Source organism: Mesorhizobium sp. B2-3-15 (assembly GCF_006442875.1).
GTDB lineage: Bacteria > Pseudomonadota > Alphaproteobacteria > Rhizobiales > Rhizobiaceae > Mesorhizobium > Mesorhizobium australicum.
This window is the reverse complement of record NZ_VFVO01000012.1, coordinates 146,338-161,321: the sequence shown is the minus strand read 5'-3', so window position 1 is coordinate 161,321 and position 14,984 is coordinate 146,338. Positions and strand designations below refer to the sequence as shown.

Sequence of the window (14,984 nt, the reverse complement as noted above, 5' to 3'; positions counted from 1 at the left end):
GGAACTCGGCCTTCATGAGGAAGACACCCATGACCAGCTTCCTCTTTGACGGCCACGAGACCGCTCCCGTCACCATCCTGCTTGCCCATGGCGCCGGCGCTTCAATGGACTCTCCCTCCATGACAGCCGCCGCCAAGGCGCTCGCCGCCGCGGGCTTCCAGGTCGCACGCTTCGAGTTCCACTATATGGCCGCGCGCCGCTACGGGCAGCGCAAGCCGCCGCCGCGTGCCGAAACTGTGAACCCGGAATACATCAAGGCGATCGCCGACCTCAGGGCGAAGGGTGTAACGGGCAAGCTCATCATCGGCGGCAAGTCGATGGGTGGGCGCGTCGCCTCGATGATTGCCGAGGAGATGTTTTCCAAGGGCGAGATCTTAGGATTGATCTGCCTCGGCTATCCCTTCCATCCGCCTGGCAAGCCCGAGCAATTGCGGACAAAACATCTCACCGGGCTGAAGACGCCGACGCTGATCTTCCAAGGCACGCGCGACGAGTTCGGCACCAAGGACGAGGTCGCGACCTACAACCTTTCCGATGCCATCGAAGTGATCTGGCTGGAGGACGGCGACCATGATTTGAAGCCGCGCAAGAGTATTTCGGGTTTCTCTACCGCGGATCATCTGACGACGCTGGCGGAGACGGTGAAGGCTTGGATGGGCAGGATCGCGCCCTGATCCAATGAAGATCGCCAGCTTCAACATCAACAACATCAACAGCAGGCTGGACAACCTGCTGTCGTGGCTCGGCTCCGCAAAACCCGATGTGGTCTGCCTGCAGGAACTGAAGGCGCGCGACACACAGTTTCCGCGTACCGCGCTTGCCGATGCCGGCTATGGCGCGGTGTGGAAAGGCGAGCCGACCTGGAACGGCGTCGCCATACTCGCGCGCGGTGCCGAGCCGGTGCTGACCCGCGATGTGTTGCCCGGCGACGATGCCGACCGGCAGAGCCGCTACATCGAGGCGGCGGTGAACGGCATCGTCATCGCCTGTCTCTATGCGCCCAACGGCAACCCGCAACCGGGGCCGAAATTCACCTACAAGCTCGCCTGGCACGCAAGGCTGGAAGCGCATGCCGAACAGCTCATCGACACCGGCCTGCCGGTAGTGCTGGCCGGCGACTACAACATCGTGCCCGAACCGCGCGACATCTACGCCACACGCTCCTATGACGACAACGCGCTGGTGCAGCCGGAAAGCCGCGCCGCCTTCGCCGCGCTGCTCGAACAAGGCTGGACCGATGCGTTGCGCAAGAAATACCCGAAGGAGACGCTCTACACCTTCTGGGATTACCGACGGAACCGCTGGCCACGCAACGCGGGCCTGCGGCTCGACCATATCCTGTTGTCGACGACGCTGGTGCGCAAGCTCAAGGCGGCAGGCATCGATCGTGACGTGCGCGGACAGGACGGCGCCAGCGACCACGCGCCGGTCTGGGTGGAATTGGGGTGAAGGCCGTCGCGACAGTCGTCGCGTAAACCACGCGACGGCAACGCTGTCACGGCCTCAAGAAAGACAGAGCATCCCTGCCTGCCGATCGGACAGTGCCCCCAACATTATTGGCGGATATGTTCCGGGTACTGAAATCAGCCCGGCAGTATCGGCGCCGAGGGCCCGGCCGTGACCGACTTCAGATTACCCTTCTTGACCAGGACGGGTCGTTCATAAATCTTCTTCATAGTGCAAGCTCTCCACTATATCCCGTCGCGATAGTGACACATTACGGTCATCTGTCAATGTTGTGAGGGCGATAGTCGAGGTTATCCCACCGAAGCATCGCGGACTCTGGGCTCCAGGAGGCCGGGTGCCCTGGCGCAAATCCGAATCCTGCGATCGGTATACATCAGGGCAGGAAACAAGAGCGGCGCTTTGCGGCATCCACCGACGCTGATAATCTTGTCCAGATCGGCGGGCGGAGGGCGCGATGAACAGGTTGGCTGACAAGGTGCTGGCGCTTGTCCTGGCCGTGGTCGCGGCTGCCTGTCTGGCCCAGGTCTATCCGCTGATCGACATCCTGGCCGGGCGTGGCCTTGCCGGGCTCGACGTTGCCATGCTGCGGCCGGCGGCATATTCGGCGGCGGCACTTGCCTGTTTCATCGGTGCGTTGCTGTTCCTGGCGGGCCAATTGCCCGGCCGGCCCGTGCACGCGGCCGGGGTGCCGCTGTTCGGCAGGGACGCCGAATTGGAGCCGGCGGGCCGCCCACGCCTGCGCCAAACTTTCCTGGTGCTGCCAGTGGTTGTCTTGCTGGCGCTGCTTGGCGACGGGTTCGGCTCGTGGCGGCCGCATGAGGGTGGCGAGCATGTCGCCAGCGCGCCGCCCATGGAATCCGTGCCAAAGCCGGAATCGCCGGCGCCGGTTGCTCGGACACCGCCCTTGCCGCCGGCCCTGCCGCCCGAGCAGGCGGCCACGCCGCCAGCCGCTGCAAACCCGCCGGCTTTGCCGGTGCAACCAGCTCCGCCGGTGGCCGAGCCTGCTGTTCCGCCGGCGTCTACGGCCCCGATGCCGCCGGAGGTCACGGTCATTCCGCCGCCGACGGTGGCGCCGTTGCCGCCGTCGCCGCCGGCGGCACCAACGCAGCCCGACGGCCATCGCGATGCGGTCGTCTGGCTGGCGGTGGCGCCGGATGGGCGTTCGATCATGAGCGCCAGCACCGACCACACGATCAAGCTCTGGGACATGGGCGGCAAGCACCTGATGCGCAATCTCGGCGTTCACAAGGACATGGCGCGCACCGCGCTCTACATGCCCGACGGCGTCAGTGCGCTGACGGCCGGCGACAACGGTGAGATCGTGCAGCGAAAACTCGCCGACGGCGCGGTGCTGCACGTCTTCCAATCCGGCCAGAATGGTGGCGTCAACAAGCTGGCGATCAGCCCGGACGGCAGGCGCGCCGTCAGCGGGCACGACACCGGCAACGTCATTATCTGGGACTTCGTCAACGGGTCCGTGCTGCATGTGCTGACCGGCCACGACTGGTCGATCAGCGCGGTCGCCGTCTCGCCCGATGGCAAGCAGGCCCTCTCGGGCAGCATCGACGGGACGCTGAAACTCTGGGACATCGACAGCGGCAAGCAGTTGCGCAGCTGGCACGGCCATGAGCAAGGCACCTATGGCGCCGTCTTCACCGCCGACGGGCATCATCTGATCACCGGTAGCGGCGACCTGACGATCAAGGTCTGGGACGTCGACAGCGGCCGCGAGGTGAAGCGCTTCGAGGGCCACGAGGGCACGGTTTACGCACTGGTGCTATCGGCCGACGGCAAACGCCTGCTGTCGGGATCACTCGACGGCACAGCAAGGCTGTGGGACATGGCGAGTGGGAATCAGATCGCCATGTTCGACAGCCAGACCGGACCGATCTACGCCGTCGCCTTCGCCGCCGATGGCACGGTGCTGACCGGCGGCTCCGACCGCACCATCAGGGATTGGCCGGCGGCCGGTGGTGACGGCGTCGTGCTGTTTGGAGGGGCGCCGGGGTGAATGCCTGGAGAGGCTGGGCCGGGGCATGGACGCTGGTCAAGTAACCGGGCGCTTGCCATGGTCGACGCGGACGGGGGGGCGCATTGTTGGGGTGTGCTCGGCGCCCGCGCCAACCAGGGCGGCTCGTACCGCCGCAACAACACCATCGCACATCGCCCAAACCTCGGAAACTTCCGCGAAAGCGGAATAGGCAGGGGCTGCAAGGCCCGGCATTGTAAGCCGGTATGATCGGCCAACCGCCAGACGGCTTGGCGAGGTGGCAACGCAGTATGGCAAAGTGCTGGTCCATGGATTGACCGGGGACGTTGCGTCGCTATCTGACTCGATAGGCTGCGCGCCTGCGGATCGAACTGATCGGTTTTCCTTGTAGGACCAAGGTCTTGTTTCGTGCACCCGAAAGTCCGAGAGGCCCCGTTCGGTTCCGGCAATGTCCATTGGACGTTCCGCTATTTTATCCAATCGAGATATGATCACCCGGCCTCGCCGCCAGGTTCAAGAACGGTAGCCTGCTCGGACAGGCATGGGCTGGTGGCTGCCCGGCAGGCAAAGACAAGCGCAAAATTCCGGCGAGAGCCGCTGCCAGCCAGCCTGCCCGCGTGAAAGCGGGTAGCTGCGGGTAGCTCTTGAGGTCGTTTGTTTCGGAGCGAAAAACTTGACCGCTCCATGCAGGCAAGGGATCGAACTGCCTGGGCTTGCCGTTACCCCAGCCACCACCACAATGCCGCGATCACCGCCGCGATGGCGGCCATCGTCAGCCCCAGCATGATGTAGGAGCCTTTGATGATGTCGCGGATGATCTTCTTGATCGTTTCGCGGTCGTTCAGGTTGGGGAAGGTTTCGTTTGGCTGGGCGACGTCGAGGAAATGGCAGAGCGGCCCCCAGCCTTCGCTGACGTTGAACACCAGCAGCTTTTCCGGCGGCACGGCTGCTTTCACTTCGTCGACATAGCTGGCGTAGCGGGCAACCGCCTTGTCGCGGTCACCCATGACGCCGGCCAATGTGCGGCCCCAGATGAGCTTGCGCGACATGTCGCCGAACTTGCGGCCGAACGGTGTGAGCCATTCCAGGACCTTGAACTGCCACAGGTTCTCGGTGAAGTAGATCGTGTCGATGGTGCTTTCATACCAGGCCTCGGCGCCGCGTGGGTGTAATGTCAGCAGCACCTTGGCGTCGGGGTAGGCAGCCATCAATTCCTTCCAGACGCAGCAGCCTGGATTGTCGACGGTGGCCGTATAGCTTGCGAACACGCGGTTCCAGTCGTGCTGGGTGCCGGGCGGGCTGTTGGCCACCGCGCGCCAGAAATCAAGATGGCCCTTATTGGCCTTGTTCATGATCACTTCCTGCATGTGATAGCAGGGCAGGCCGAGCCTGTTAAGCGCTGCAAAGGTCGACCATGTGCCGGTGCGGCCGAAACCGGCGCCGATAAGCTTGAGCGTCATTTCCAATCCCCACCGGACTTCTTTTCCCTGATATCGCGGTCCGTGAGCATCAAACTGCTCCTGCCGGGGCCGCCCCGCAACAAACTTCTACATGGATGCCTAGGCGGACGCCATACTTGCGTAGTTGCTAAAATAATGAAAGCCTGTGCGCGGGTGTGGAGATGGGCAGGGAGTCGCCGGACCGGAATCGGTTCGGCGATCTTGATGGTCGATGTATTTTGGGTCTTTTCTCGTCGGGATGTCGGCGACCACGATCGTTGTCGCAGTGTGGACCTATATTGCTACCGGTTCGTTCTGGGTGGCGCTTGGCTGGACAGTGGTGGTCCTGGTCGTCCTGCAGGTCGGCTATTTCGTGCTCGTCGTGGGGCTGATCTACAGGCGCGCGCAAGACGTCGCGATGAGCCCGGATGCAGTCAACCCGGTGCCGCCGCTCCATCGGGACGGCGTCCGATTCTGACGAAGAGCTCCCGCTCCGGTATCGAGCGTTGCGCACCTTCCGCCAAATCGCGGCGGCCGGTGGAACGAAGCTGTGATGCGTGCGTTTTTCCTGCCGCGATCGGTGAGGCGCCACCTCCACCGGTCCGTTGAAGGCCCGTTCTGCTCCCGGCAGGGCGGGCCTTTTTTGGAGGCCCGGTAGAGCATTTGGAACGACACTCTCCGCTATACGTTAGTTGTTCCCAAGGAGCGGGTAATCCGAGAAAGAGGCGACATTGCTTGCGCTGCAACGCGCGATGCTTTTGCTATTTCCGCAAATTAGAAGAAGTTTCTTCAGAAAAGCAAAGCATACCGGTGCTTATCTTTACATGTGTGCATAATAAAATGTGGCATGTTTCTGGTTTCGCGCCACATTTATTTCACAAACAAGGATGGAACCTCCCAGTTGCGTGAGAGTTTTCCCTGAGGCGGAGCGAAATACCAAATCATGGAGGTTGTTATGAAACATTATCTTACGAGCGCCGCGGCTGCCATCGTCCTGCTGGGCGGCGTCGGAGCGGCCCTGGCGGACACGATCGTGGTCCAGCCGGAACAGGAGACGGTGGTTCGCGAATACATCAAGAAGGAGCCGCTGGCGTCGGTGAACCTTCTGGGCGTCGAGCTCAAGCTCGGCTCGTCCGTGCCGGACAAGGTCGAACTGCGCGAGGTCCCCAATGTCAAGTATCGCGTTGCGGTGATCAACGATCAGACCGTGCTGGTCGACCCGGACACCCGTCAGATCGTGGAAGTTCTTCACTGATCCGTCTCATGCATCAAGCAAAAAGCCCATCACCGATTTAATCCGGTGATGGGCTTTTTGCTTGTCGCCCGCCAGTTCTCCAGAATTTACTCGGCGGCCAGCTTGTCCTGCGTCCTGGTGTCGAAGTCGCTGGCGTCATGGCGTTCGTGCAGTTGCATGGACGGTTCGCCAAAGGCGCGGTTGACCATGCGGCCACGCTGGACAGCCGGCCGTTCGTCGATCGCCTTTGCCCAGCGCTGAACGTGCTTGTAATCCTGAACCGACAGGAATTCGGCGGAATCATTGTACATCCGGCCGAGCGCCAACCCGCCATACCAGGGCCAGACCGCCATATCGGCGACCGAATAATCCTTGCCACCGAGATACTCGACCTCGGCCAACCGGCGGTCGAGTACGTCCATCTGCCGCTTCACCTCCATCGAGAAGCGGTCGATGGCGTATTCGAACTTCTCCGGCGCATAGGCGTAGAAATGGCCAAAACCGCCGCCGAGATAAGGCGCAGAACCCATCTGCCAAAACAGCCAGGACAGCACTTCCGCCCGGGCCGGCTGTTCAGTGGGCAGGAATTCACCGAATTTTTCGGCGAGATAGACCAGGATCGAGCCGGATTCGAAGACGCGCAGCGGGGTCTTGCCGCTGCGATCCATCAGGGCGGGGATCTTGGAATTGGGATTGACCTCGACAAAGCCGCTGCCGAACTGGTCGCCATCGTTGATCCGGATCAGCCAGGCGTCGTATTCGGCGCCCTTGTGGCCAAGCGCCAGAAGCTCCTCCAGCATCACCGTTACCTTGACGCCGTTCGGCGTCGCCAGCGAATAAAGCTGCAGCGGGTGCTTGCCGACGGGTAGGTCCTTGTCATGCGTCGGACCGGCGATCGGCCGGTTGATGCTGGCAAAGGTGCCGCCATTGGCCTTGTTCCAGGTCCATACTTTCGGCGGGGTGTATTCGGTCATTGCGCGGCCTCGTGTCGTGGGAAGGATGGATAGGCGTTTATAGGTAGGGCTGTGGAGGGGGAAGTTCAACTTGTGTTGAACTATGTTAATCTTGGGCCGCCGCATTGTCCTGCCGGGCGTTCGAACCTCGAAAGGCCAAGTGATTGGCTTCGTGGTCCATGGCCACCGTTCTCACCCCTTGCGCCTTCTCCCGCGTGGCATACCTATACAGCAAGCCGCCAGGCATTCGCATCGCAGGACAAAATCATGACCATCAATCCCAATCCGCGCTCCGTGGTTGCCGTGCGGGCGACCGTTCCGGAGGATGCCTTCACGGCCGGGGCCCTCGGTACGCTCAGGGAAGGCAGCGGCGTCGTCATCCGCGATGACGGGCTGGTGCTGACCATCGGCTATCTCATCACCGAGGCGGAAGAGGTCTGGCTGACCTCGCATGACGGCCGTGTCATTCCCGCGCATGCGCTGGCCTACGACCAGGAATCAGGCTTTGGCCTCGTCCAGGCGCTGGCGCCGACCGGCCTGCCGGCCGTGGCGCTGGGCGATGCCGGCAAGGCCAGGATTGGCGACGCGGTGGTGCTTGCCGACGGCATCGGCCGGGCAGTCGAGGCCAAGATCGTCACCAAGCAGGAATTCGCCGGCTATTGGGAGTATCTGCTGGACGAGGCGATCTTCATCGCGCCGGCGCATCCGTCCTGGGGCGGCGCGCCCTTGTTCAGCGCCGAGGGCGCACTGCTCGGCATCGGTTCGCTGCGCCTGCAGATGAGCCGCGCCGGCGAGGTGGCCGATATCAACATGGTGGTGCCGATCGACCTGTTGCCGCCGATCCTCGACGACCTGCTGACGCGTGGCCAGGTGGCTAAGCCGCCGCGCCCGTGGCTCGGGGCGCTGTCGGCCGAAAGCGACGGCAAGGTGGTGGTGATGAGCGTGACCGAGGGCGGCCCGGCCGCCAAGGCCGGCCTGCGCGAAGGGGACGTCATCTCCGAGGTCCGTGACGGCGCGGTCGACGGGCTCGCCGATTTCTATCGCAAGCTGTGGGAAAGCGGTTCGGCCGGTGCCGAGATCCCGATGCGGGTGGTGCGCGATGGCCGCGAAACGTGGCTGCGTGTGAAATCCGCCGACCGCGGCAGTTTCCTGAAAAAGCCGCAGCTGCAGTAGGCCGGGCGATTTCGGCCAGCCGATGCATCCAAGACTGCTCAAGACCTTCCTCGTGGTGGCGCGCTGCCGTACCGTCACGCGCGCCGCCGAGACGGTTCATCTCGCCCAGTCGAGTGTGAGCGACCAGATCCAGTCGCTGGAGGCCGAGCTGGGCGCTGTCTTGTTCACGCGCTTGAAGTCGGGCCTGGAACTGACCTCGGCGGGACTGGCGTTGAAGCCCATCGCCGAGGAACTGCTGCGGCTCGATGCCGAAGCGCGGGCGGCGGTGCTCGCGGCGGCGGGACAGACCAGCGGAGCGCTGACCATCGGCGCGCTGGAGACGATCGCCTCGGCCCGGCTGGCGCCCTGGCTGCCGGGGTTCCAGGCCAGTTGTCCTGATATCGCCGTGCGCATGAAAGTGACTGATAGCGGCGCGCTGCTGCGCCTGCTGGAGGAGGGCGACATCGATGTCGCCTTCTGTTTCGAGCGCCGCGATATGTCCAACGGCGGCGCCGATCAGCGCTTCGCCAGGCGCACGATTTTGGCCGAACCGCTGGCGCTGGTCACCGCGCCGGGGCAGAAGCCGGTTCCGTGCGACCTGGCCGCCCTTGCCGCGCTGCGCTTCGTGGCAACGGAGCCTGGATGCATCTACCGGCACATGTTCGACACCGCCTTTGCCGAGGCGGGCACTGGTACGCCTGAACTTGCCGCCGAAGTCGGCAGCATCGGTGCCATTGCCCGGCTGGTGGCGGCCGGCGCGGGGCTGGGCCTCATTCCACGTCTGGCCGTCAGCGACGCGCTCAAGCGTCGTGAGCTGATCGAACTGCCTTGGCCTGGCCCGGAACAGGCGGCGCCGCTGACGATGATCTGGCGGCGTCGGCGCGTCCAGCCGCCGGCATTGCGCCGACTGCTCGCCGCCGCGCGCGACATGCAGGCGCCGGCATCCTCGAAAGCCAGTTCAGACGCTGAATCCTCAAGCCGCTCCAAGGCCCTGCTTTAACAGCATTTCGCAGAGCCGTCCGTTTTAGACGAGACGATGTCCGCCCTCGACGTGGAGCGTCGTGCCGGTGGCAAAGCCATTGCCGATGAGGAAGGCGATCGCGTCGGCGATGTCCTCGGGCTGGCCGATCCTGCCGACCGGCAGCCGCTCGGCCATCGCCGCAAGCGTGTCTGCCTTCCTGTCGCCCGCCACTTGCGCCCAAATTTCGGTATCGACCCAGCCGGGTGACACCGCGTTGACGCGGAGCGGCGCGAGTTCTATGGCCAACGCCCGCACCAGCCCTTCGAGCGCGGCATTGACGGCGGCGACGACCGAGCCGCGCGCGGCCGGCCGGTAGGCGGCGATGCCGGAGACGAAGGTCATCGATCCAGCCACTGCCAACCGTGGCGCACCATGCTTGGCAAGCAGCAGCGGGCCGAAGAGCTTGCTGTCGACCACGCGTTGCGCCGCCTCGAGACCGAGCTCCGGCAGCAGCCGGTAGGCGCCTTCGATGTCGGCGGCGGTGCTGACGATATGGTCGAGGCCGCCGATCCCGGCGAACAACGCCCCGACCTGGTCTTCCCGCGTAATGTCGACAGTGGCCATCCCCAGCCCTGCGGGATTGCCCAGCGCCTCACGCGCCTGCCGCAGCCTGTTCTCGCCGCGCCCGGCGATGATGACTTCGGCCCCGGCTGCCAGGCAGCGCCTTGCAAGCGCGAGGCCCATGCCGGATCCGCCGCCGACGATCAGGATTCTCTGGTTCGAAATGCTCATTCCGCTCTGCCTTCGTTGGTTGGACAAGGGCAGGGAATTGGCAGCTCGATGCGGTGAGGGGAAACGGAAGAAACCGATGGTGCTATCGGAGATGCCGATTGGTCCGACGCCGTGCGGATTGGAAACCCGATTGCCTCGATGGCCGGAGCTTGGTCAACGGGCCAGCGGGCTATCCCAGACTGCGAACAAGAGCGCCTTAAGTTCGGCGAAGCGCTTCGGCCCAAGTTCGGTGCGCCAGTCCTCCTCGATGTCGCGCAATATGTCGACCATTTTCCAGAAAGCGGCGTGGCCGCGCTCGGTGGACCGCACCACGCGCGCGCTGCCTTCGCCGTCGGAGCGGACGAGATAGCCGTAGCCTTCCAGACTGGTGAGCAGCTGGTTGATGGCCTGCTTGCTCATGCCGGCACGCTCGGCGATCGTGCCGGGCCGCGCGCCGTCCGGGCCGGGAAACTGCAGCACGGCCATATGCGGCAGACGCAGTTCGTCGAAGCCGGCGGCATTGAGCTCCCTGATCAGCCGGCGCTGGATCGCCTGGGCTGGCACGCGCAGCAGGGCGCCGATCAAAAGATCCTCGGTCTTGGTCTGCAGAACTTCGGTGGAGGTGGCCATTGACGATCCGGTAAATTGAATTTACTGATAGCTAGTAAATGTAATTTACCGGAGGGGTTTGCGCAATGTCATCCATGAATCCTGGGGTCAACCCAGCCGATGAAACCATCGGCACCAAGGGGCTGTCGGTCCGTTTCCTGGTGTCGGGCGAAAATTCGAACGGCAGCGTCGCCGCTTTCGAACTGATGGTGCCAAGCGCGCAGCGCTTGCCCGCGCCGGCGCACAGCCACGACCATTACGAGGAAACGATCTACGGCATTGACGGGGTTTTGACCTGGACCGTGAACGGCAAGCCGATCGAGGTTGGGCCGGGGGAGGCGCTGTGCATTCCACGCGGCGCCGTCCACCGCTTCGACAATAACGGCACCCGGGATGCCAAGACGCTGTGCGTCATCACGCCGGCGGCAATTGGCCCGGACTATTTCCGCGAGGCATTCGGTCTGCTTAACGCCGCTGCCGGCGGGCCGCCCGACAAAGCTGCGATGATGGAGATCATGCGCCGTCACGGCCTGACGCCGGCAATGCCGCCACCGGCCTGATGCCGGCCGAAGCCCAGCGAGCCATTATTCCTGGCAAGCAGCGAAGGCGTCGCCCGAGTTCCAGTCCCGGAATGCGATGGTCTTGCCTTCCGCCGACACGGTCTTGTGCTTCGTGCTGCCGTCCGGCTGCTGCTTCGAGCTGGTGCCCTTGCCGGTCAGCACATTGTAGTCACAGGCGCTGGCGGCATTCTCCTGCAGGTAATCATCGGAATCGTAGGCGAAGCCGGCAACGATGAAGGCGCCGTTGCGGTAGGCGACGGTCAGAGTCTGGTTGGTGCGCTCGCTGCCGATCTCCGGCGCCGGCAGATGGAATTTGATCGACCCGTTGGGCAGCATTGTCAGCTCCGGCTCGGCGTTGGAGTTCTCGTAGCCCGGTCGGTCGTAGCCGTTCCACTCGCCACCGATCTGTTCGCGCACGATCTCGACAGGCTTGAGGTAATTGTGCTCCTTGTCCCCGAGGAAGAAATGGATGTCCATCGGGTCGGTCGGGCCGGTCTCGACCACCATGGCAAGGTCGGGAGCGCCGTCGCCGTTGAAGTCGCCGGTCAGCGCGGTGATGATCTTGCGGGTTTCGATCGGTTCGGCCAGCGCCACGCCCGGCAGCAACAAGGCAAGGCCGAAGAGCAGAGATTTCATTGCGGCATATCCCCCGCGTGGCATTTGTGGTCCTATAGCACGGTGGGGAAGCGTCGTGCTCCTCCATCTGGTCGGGCGCGCTTCAGCCGCAACGCGGCAATCCATGGTGTGTTTCCAACTTCATGACAGCGTCTCCACTGCTGACGGGAATTGGGTGTGATGCCATGATGCCGGGCCGCAGGATGACGGAGGCAAGATGACAGGGGCCCCAGCGACAACAATTCTGAACCGGCAGGCCCGCTGATGGCTCCGGTCAAGGTCGATCCCGAAAAGGTCAGGGAATTTCCCGACGCGGCCCGTTTCCATACCTGGCTCGGCCAGCACCACGCCACGGAAACCGAAGTGTGGATCAAGGTTTACAAGGTAGGCTCGGGACTGAAGTCGATCACACCGAAGGAAGCCATCGACGTCGCGCTGTGCTTCGGCTGGATCGACGCCGTGCGCAAGGGGCTGGACGAGAACAGTTTCCTGCAGCGCTACACGCCGCGCGGCAAAAAAAGCATCTGGAGCAAGATCAACATCGACAATGTCGCGCGGCTCATCGAGGAGGGCCGCATGACCGAGCACGGGCTGAAACAGGTCGAGGCGGCCAAGGCCGACGGGCGCTGGGCACGTGCCTATGGCAGCGGCAAGGAGATGAAAATCCCCGATGATTTGCAAGCGGCGATCGATGCCGAGCCGGCGGCCAAGGCGATGTTGGAAAAGCTCAGCGCACAGAACCGCTTCTCGCTCGCCTTCCGCACCCACAACATGAAGACCGAAGCCGGGCGCAAGAAGAAGATCGAAGCCTTCGTGGCGATGCTGAAGCGCGGCGAGACGATCTATCCGCAGGGAAAGAAATAGCAGCCTTCAGACGCGGTAGTGTGGGTCAAGGGTCCGGGAATTGTCCGCACGGGCGCCGACGACGCCATCAAGACATCGCCGCGGACGGCCTGGATAAGAAAGTCGAGCACCGTTGTCACACGCAGCGGGATATTCCGGCGGGACGGGTAGACGACATTGATCGGCAGGCGCGTCGGCGGAAAATCCGGCATCAGCTTGACCAGCCTGCCCGCTTCGATGTCCGATCCGGCGAGGATGTGGGAAAGCACCGCAAGCCCGGCTCCCGCCAGGGTCGCGCGATGGACGGCCATCGAATTGTTGGCGACGAGGCGGGGCTCAATCCGCAGAACCACTTCCTCCGCTCCACTAGAGAACGACCACGACCGGCCGTCCCCGCCACGGCTGTAGCAAATGCAGGAGTGATCCTTGATGTCTTGCGGCGTTCGCGGTGTGTCGCGCCCCTCGATGTAGGCTGGCGAGGCCACGAGAAAGGCTGTTGTCCAGCCGATCCGGCGGCAGATCAGGCTGCTGTCACAGACCGGCCCGAGGCGTACCTCTAGATCGATCGCATTCGCGACCACGTCCGACGGTTCATCCCGAAGGAGCAGTTCGACCTGAAGTGCCGGATGGCGCTCCAACAGCCCTGCCAGACGGTCGCTGAGGAAGAAGCCGAGGGGCGTCGGCAGGCTGAGCCTAACCTTTCCGGATATGGCTGCCGCTTCGGCGCCGCTGGCTTCGCCGAGCGCTTCGACCGCTTCGATGACGCGCAGCGCCATCGGCAGCATCCGTTCACCCTCCGCCGTCAAGGCGAGCGCGCTCGTCGTGCGATGCAGGAGGCGCGTCTTGAGATGCGATTCCAGCGCGGAGACCTGCCGGGATACAGCCGGCTGCGTCAGATTGAGGTCGATGGCGGCCGCTGAGAAGGATTTTGTCTGCGCCACCCGCAGGAACGTTCGCAACGCCGATACGACGTCCATCCTCGCCCTCATACTTTTCGACATAAGCCTTATGTTCGCATCGTAGGCGGGTGGCGCTTTACTGTCCAGTCATTATGGATATTGATTGTCCTTAAGGACACAAGATATCCAAAAAAGGAAAAGCCATGACGCAGCGCCTGAACGCCGCCCAGCAATCGCCTGAACTCTTCAAGAAGCTCCTCGATTTCAGCATGGCCGAGACACATGGCGCGATCGAAGAGAAGCTCCGCGATCTGGTCCACGTCAGGGCATCCCAGATCAATGGCTGCGCCTTCTGCCTCGACATGCACGTCAAGGAAGCAAAGATCCACGGCGAGAGCGAGCTGCGGCTGTACCATCTCGCCGTCTGGCGCGAATCGATCCTATTCATTCCCCGAGAACGTGCCGCCCTTGCCTGGACCGAAGCCGTCACCAAACTCCCCGAAGGCGGTATCCCGGACGAGCTCTATGAACGCGTGCGCGGGCAGCTTTCGGAGAAGGAAATCTCCGACCTCACCTTCTCGATCATGGCCATCAACGCCTGGAACCGTGTCAGCGTCGCCTTCAAGACCGTGCCCGGCTCCGCGGACAAGCTCTACGGCCTCGACAAGGCCGGCCTGAACTGACCTCTCCCTCAACGAAACCAGCAACGACGCGGCGCGGCCGCGAACGGAGACTATCATGAAAATCGTCATCATCGGGGGCACCGGGCTTATCGGCTCCAAGACGGTCGAACGGCTGCGCAAGCAGGGCTGCGAGGTGGTTGCCGCCGCCCCGAATACCGGCGTCAACACCATCACGGGCGAAGGCCTGGAGGCGGCGCTGGCTGGCGCCGAGGTCGTCATCGACCTCGCCAATTCACCTTCGTTCGAGGACCAGCCCGCCATGGATTTCTTCACCACTTCAGGCCGCAACCTGCTCGCCGCGGGCAAAGTTGCCGGGGTCAGGCACCACATCGCGCTCTCGGTTGTCGGGACCGAACGCCTGCAGGACTGCGGCTATTTTCGCGCCAAGCTCGTCCAGGAAGAGCTGATCAAGGCCTCCGGCATCCCCTACACCATCGTTCATTCGACGCAGTTCATGGAATTCGTGGCCAGCATCGCCAAGTCCGGCACGGTCGGCGAGGCCGTGCACCTGTCGCCGGCCTATGTGCAGCCTATCGCATCGGACGACGTCGCCGATGCGATGGCCGGGATCGCGCTCGGCGCGCCGATCAACGGCATGATCGAGATTTCCGGTCCGGAGCGTGCGCGCATGAGCGAACTCGTCGCCCGCTACCTCAAGGCTGTCGGCGATCCCCGCGAGGTCGTGGCTGATCCGGAGGCGCTCTACTTCGGCGCGAGGCTGAACGACACTTCGCTCGTCTCCGACAACAATCCGCGCCTTGGCCGCATCACCTTCGAGCAATGGTTCGCCACCGCGGCGCGGAAATGA

The 14,984-nt window shown here is 63.5% G+C and carries 18 protein-coding genes; 11 read left to right on the top strand and 7 right to left on the bottom strand.

The features are described from left to right. Positions 1-29: 29 nt before the first annotated feature. Together FJ954_RS23565 and FJ954_RS23560 are read left to right on the top strand one after the other, a co-directional pair. Positions 30-674 (top strand): alpha/beta family hydrolase, encoded by a 645-nt coding sequence (locus FJ954_RS23565; protein WP_140663479.1) that lies wholly within the window; start codon positions 30-32, stop codon positions 672-674. 4 nt (positions 675-678) lie between these two features. Continuing rightward, a complete protein-coding gene (locus FJ954_RS23560) occupies positions 679-1,449 on the top strand; it encodes an exodeoxyribonuclease III (protein WP_140663477.1) in 771 nt (256 codons plus the stop codon). A gap of 134 nt (positions 1,450-1,583) precedes the next feature. Here the strand turns inward: FJ954_RS23560 and FJ954_RS23555 are convergent, their stop codons facing one another. Further along, positions 1,584-1,676 carry a lasso RiPP family leader peptide-containing protein gene (locus FJ954_RS23555; protein WP_140617931.1) on the bottom strand — a complete coding sequence of 31 codons (93 nt, stop codon included), beginning with the start codon at positions 1,674-1,676 and terminating at the stop codon, positions 1,584-1,586. Between the two features lie 245 nt (positions 1,677-1,921). Between FJ954_RS23555 and FJ954_RS23550 the strand changes: the two genes are divergently transcribed. Further along, complete coding sequence (locus FJ954_RS23550; RefSeq protein ID WP_140663475.1) at positions 1,922-3,478, top strand: WD40 repeat domain-containing protein; 1,557 nt, start codon at positions 1,922-1,924, stop codon at positions 3,476-3,478. Positions 3,479-4,176: 698 nt separating this feature from the next. Here FJ954_RS23550 and FJ954_RS23545 read toward each other — a convergent pair. Beyond that, the gene (locus FJ954_RS23545; protein ID WP_140663473.1) at positions 4,177-4,917 is read right to left on the bottom strand and encodes a sulfotransferase family protein; all 741 of its coding nucleotides are present in this window, start codon (positions 4,915-4,917) and stop codon (positions 4,177-4,179) included. Positions 4,918-5,128: 211 nt separating this feature from the next. On the opposite strand from FJ954_RS23545, the gene FJ954_RS23540 reads away from it, so the two are divergent. Both FJ954_RS23540 and FJ954_RS23535 read left to right on the top strand, forming a co-directional pair. After that, positions 5,129-5,374 (top strand): hypothetical protein, encoded by a 246-nt coding sequence (locus tag FJ954_RS23540; RefSeq protein ID WP_140663471.1) that lies wholly within the window; start codon positions 5,129-5,131, stop codon positions 5,372-5,374. A gap of 477 nt (positions 5,375-5,851) precedes the next feature. Then, a complete protein-coding gene (locus FJ954_RS23535; RefSeq protein ID WP_015316855.1) occupies positions 5,852-6,151 on the top strand; it encodes a DUF1236 domain-containing protein in 300 nt (99 codons plus the stop codon). An 86-nt stretch (positions 6,152-6,237) separates the two neighbouring features. On the opposite strand, the gene yghU is transcribed toward FJ954_RS23535, so the two are convergent. Further along, complete coding sequence (gene yghU / locus FJ954_RS23530) at positions 6,238-7,104, bottom strand: glutathione-dependent disulfide-bond oxidoreductase (protein WP_015316856.1); 867 nt, start codon at positions 7,102-7,104, stop codon at positions 6,238-6,240. A 246-nt stretch (positions 7,105-7,350) separates the two neighbouring features. Here yghU and FJ954_RS23525 point away from each other — a divergent pair, with 246 nt between their 5' ends. Both FJ954_RS23525 and FJ954_RS23520 read left to right on the top strand, forming a co-directional pair. Then, positions 7,351-8,256, top strand: a complete 906-nt coding sequence (locus tag FJ954_RS23525; protein WP_023775064.1) for a S1C family serine protease — start codon at positions 7,351-7,353, stop codon at positions 8,254-8,256. A 22-nt stretch (positions 8,257-8,278) separates the two neighbouring features. Next, entirely contained in the window at positions 8,279-9,235 is a 957-nt protein-coding gene (locus FJ954_RS23520) for a LysR family transcriptional regulator (protein ID WP_140663470.1), read from the top strand. A gap of 24 nt (positions 9,236-9,259) precedes the next feature. Here FJ954_RS23520 and FJ954_RS23515 read toward each other — a convergent pair whose 3' ends face one another. After that, the gene (locus FJ954_RS23515; protein WP_140663468.1) at positions 9,260-9,988 is read right to left on the bottom strand and encodes an SDR family oxidoreductase; all 729 of its coding nucleotides are present in this window, start codon (positions 9,986-9,988) and stop codon (positions 9,260-9,262) included. Between the two features lie 153 nt (positions 9,989-10,141). Continuing rightward, positions 10,142-10,597, bottom strand: a complete 456-nt coding sequence (locus tag FJ954_RS23510) for a MarR family winged helix-turn-helix transcriptional regulator (protein WP_015316860.1) — start codon at positions 10,595-10,597, stop codon at positions 10,142-10,144. 65 nt (positions 10,598-10,662) lie between these two features. Between FJ954_RS23510 and FJ954_RS23505 the strand changes: the two genes are divergently transcribed. Then, a complete protein-coding gene (locus FJ954_RS23505) occupies positions 10,663-11,136 on the top strand; it encodes a cupin domain-containing protein (protein WP_140617937.1) in 474 nt (157 codons plus the stop codon). 24 nt (positions 11,137-11,160) lie between these two features. On the opposite strand, the gene FJ954_RS23500 is transcribed toward FJ954_RS23505, so the two are convergent. After that, a complete protein-coding gene (locus FJ954_RS23500) occupies positions 11,161-11,772 on the bottom strand; it encodes a hypothetical protein (RefSeq protein WP_140716435.1) in 612 nt (203 codons plus the stop codon). Positions 11,773-12,015: 243 nt separating this feature from the next. On the opposite strand from FJ954_RS23500, the gene FJ954_RS23495 reads away from it, so the two are divergent. Beyond that, positions 12,016-12,615, top strand: a complete 600-nt coding sequence (locus FJ954_RS23495) for a YdeI/OmpD-associated family protein (protein WP_140663466.1) — start codon at positions 12,016-12,018, stop codon at positions 12,613-12,615. Here the strand turns inward: FJ954_RS23495 and FJ954_RS23490 are convergent. After that, positions 12,594-13,571, bottom strand: coding sequence for a LysR family transcriptional regulator (locus FJ954_RS23490; RefSeq protein ID WP_140617940.1), 978 nt, complete (start codon positions 13,569-13,571; stop codon positions 12,594-12,596). The two genes, FJ954_RS23495 and FJ954_RS23490, sit on opposite strands and share 22 nt — an antisense overlap. Positions 13,572-13,696: 125 nt before the next feature. On the opposite strand from FJ954_RS23490, the gene FJ954_RS23485 reads away from it, so the two are divergent. Then, on the top strand, positions 13,697-14,176 hold the full coding sequence (locus tag FJ954_RS23485; RefSeq protein WP_015316865.1) for a carboxymuconolactone decarboxylase family protein: 480 nt from the start codon (positions 13,697-13,699) through the stop codon (positions 14,174-14,176). Between the two features lie 55 nt (positions 14,177-14,231). Further along, positions 14,232-14,984 (top strand): SDR family oxidoreductase, encoded by a 753-nt coding sequence (locus FJ954_RS23480; RefSeq protein ID WP_140663464.1) that lies wholly within the window; start codon positions 14,232-14,234, stop codon positions 14,982-14,984.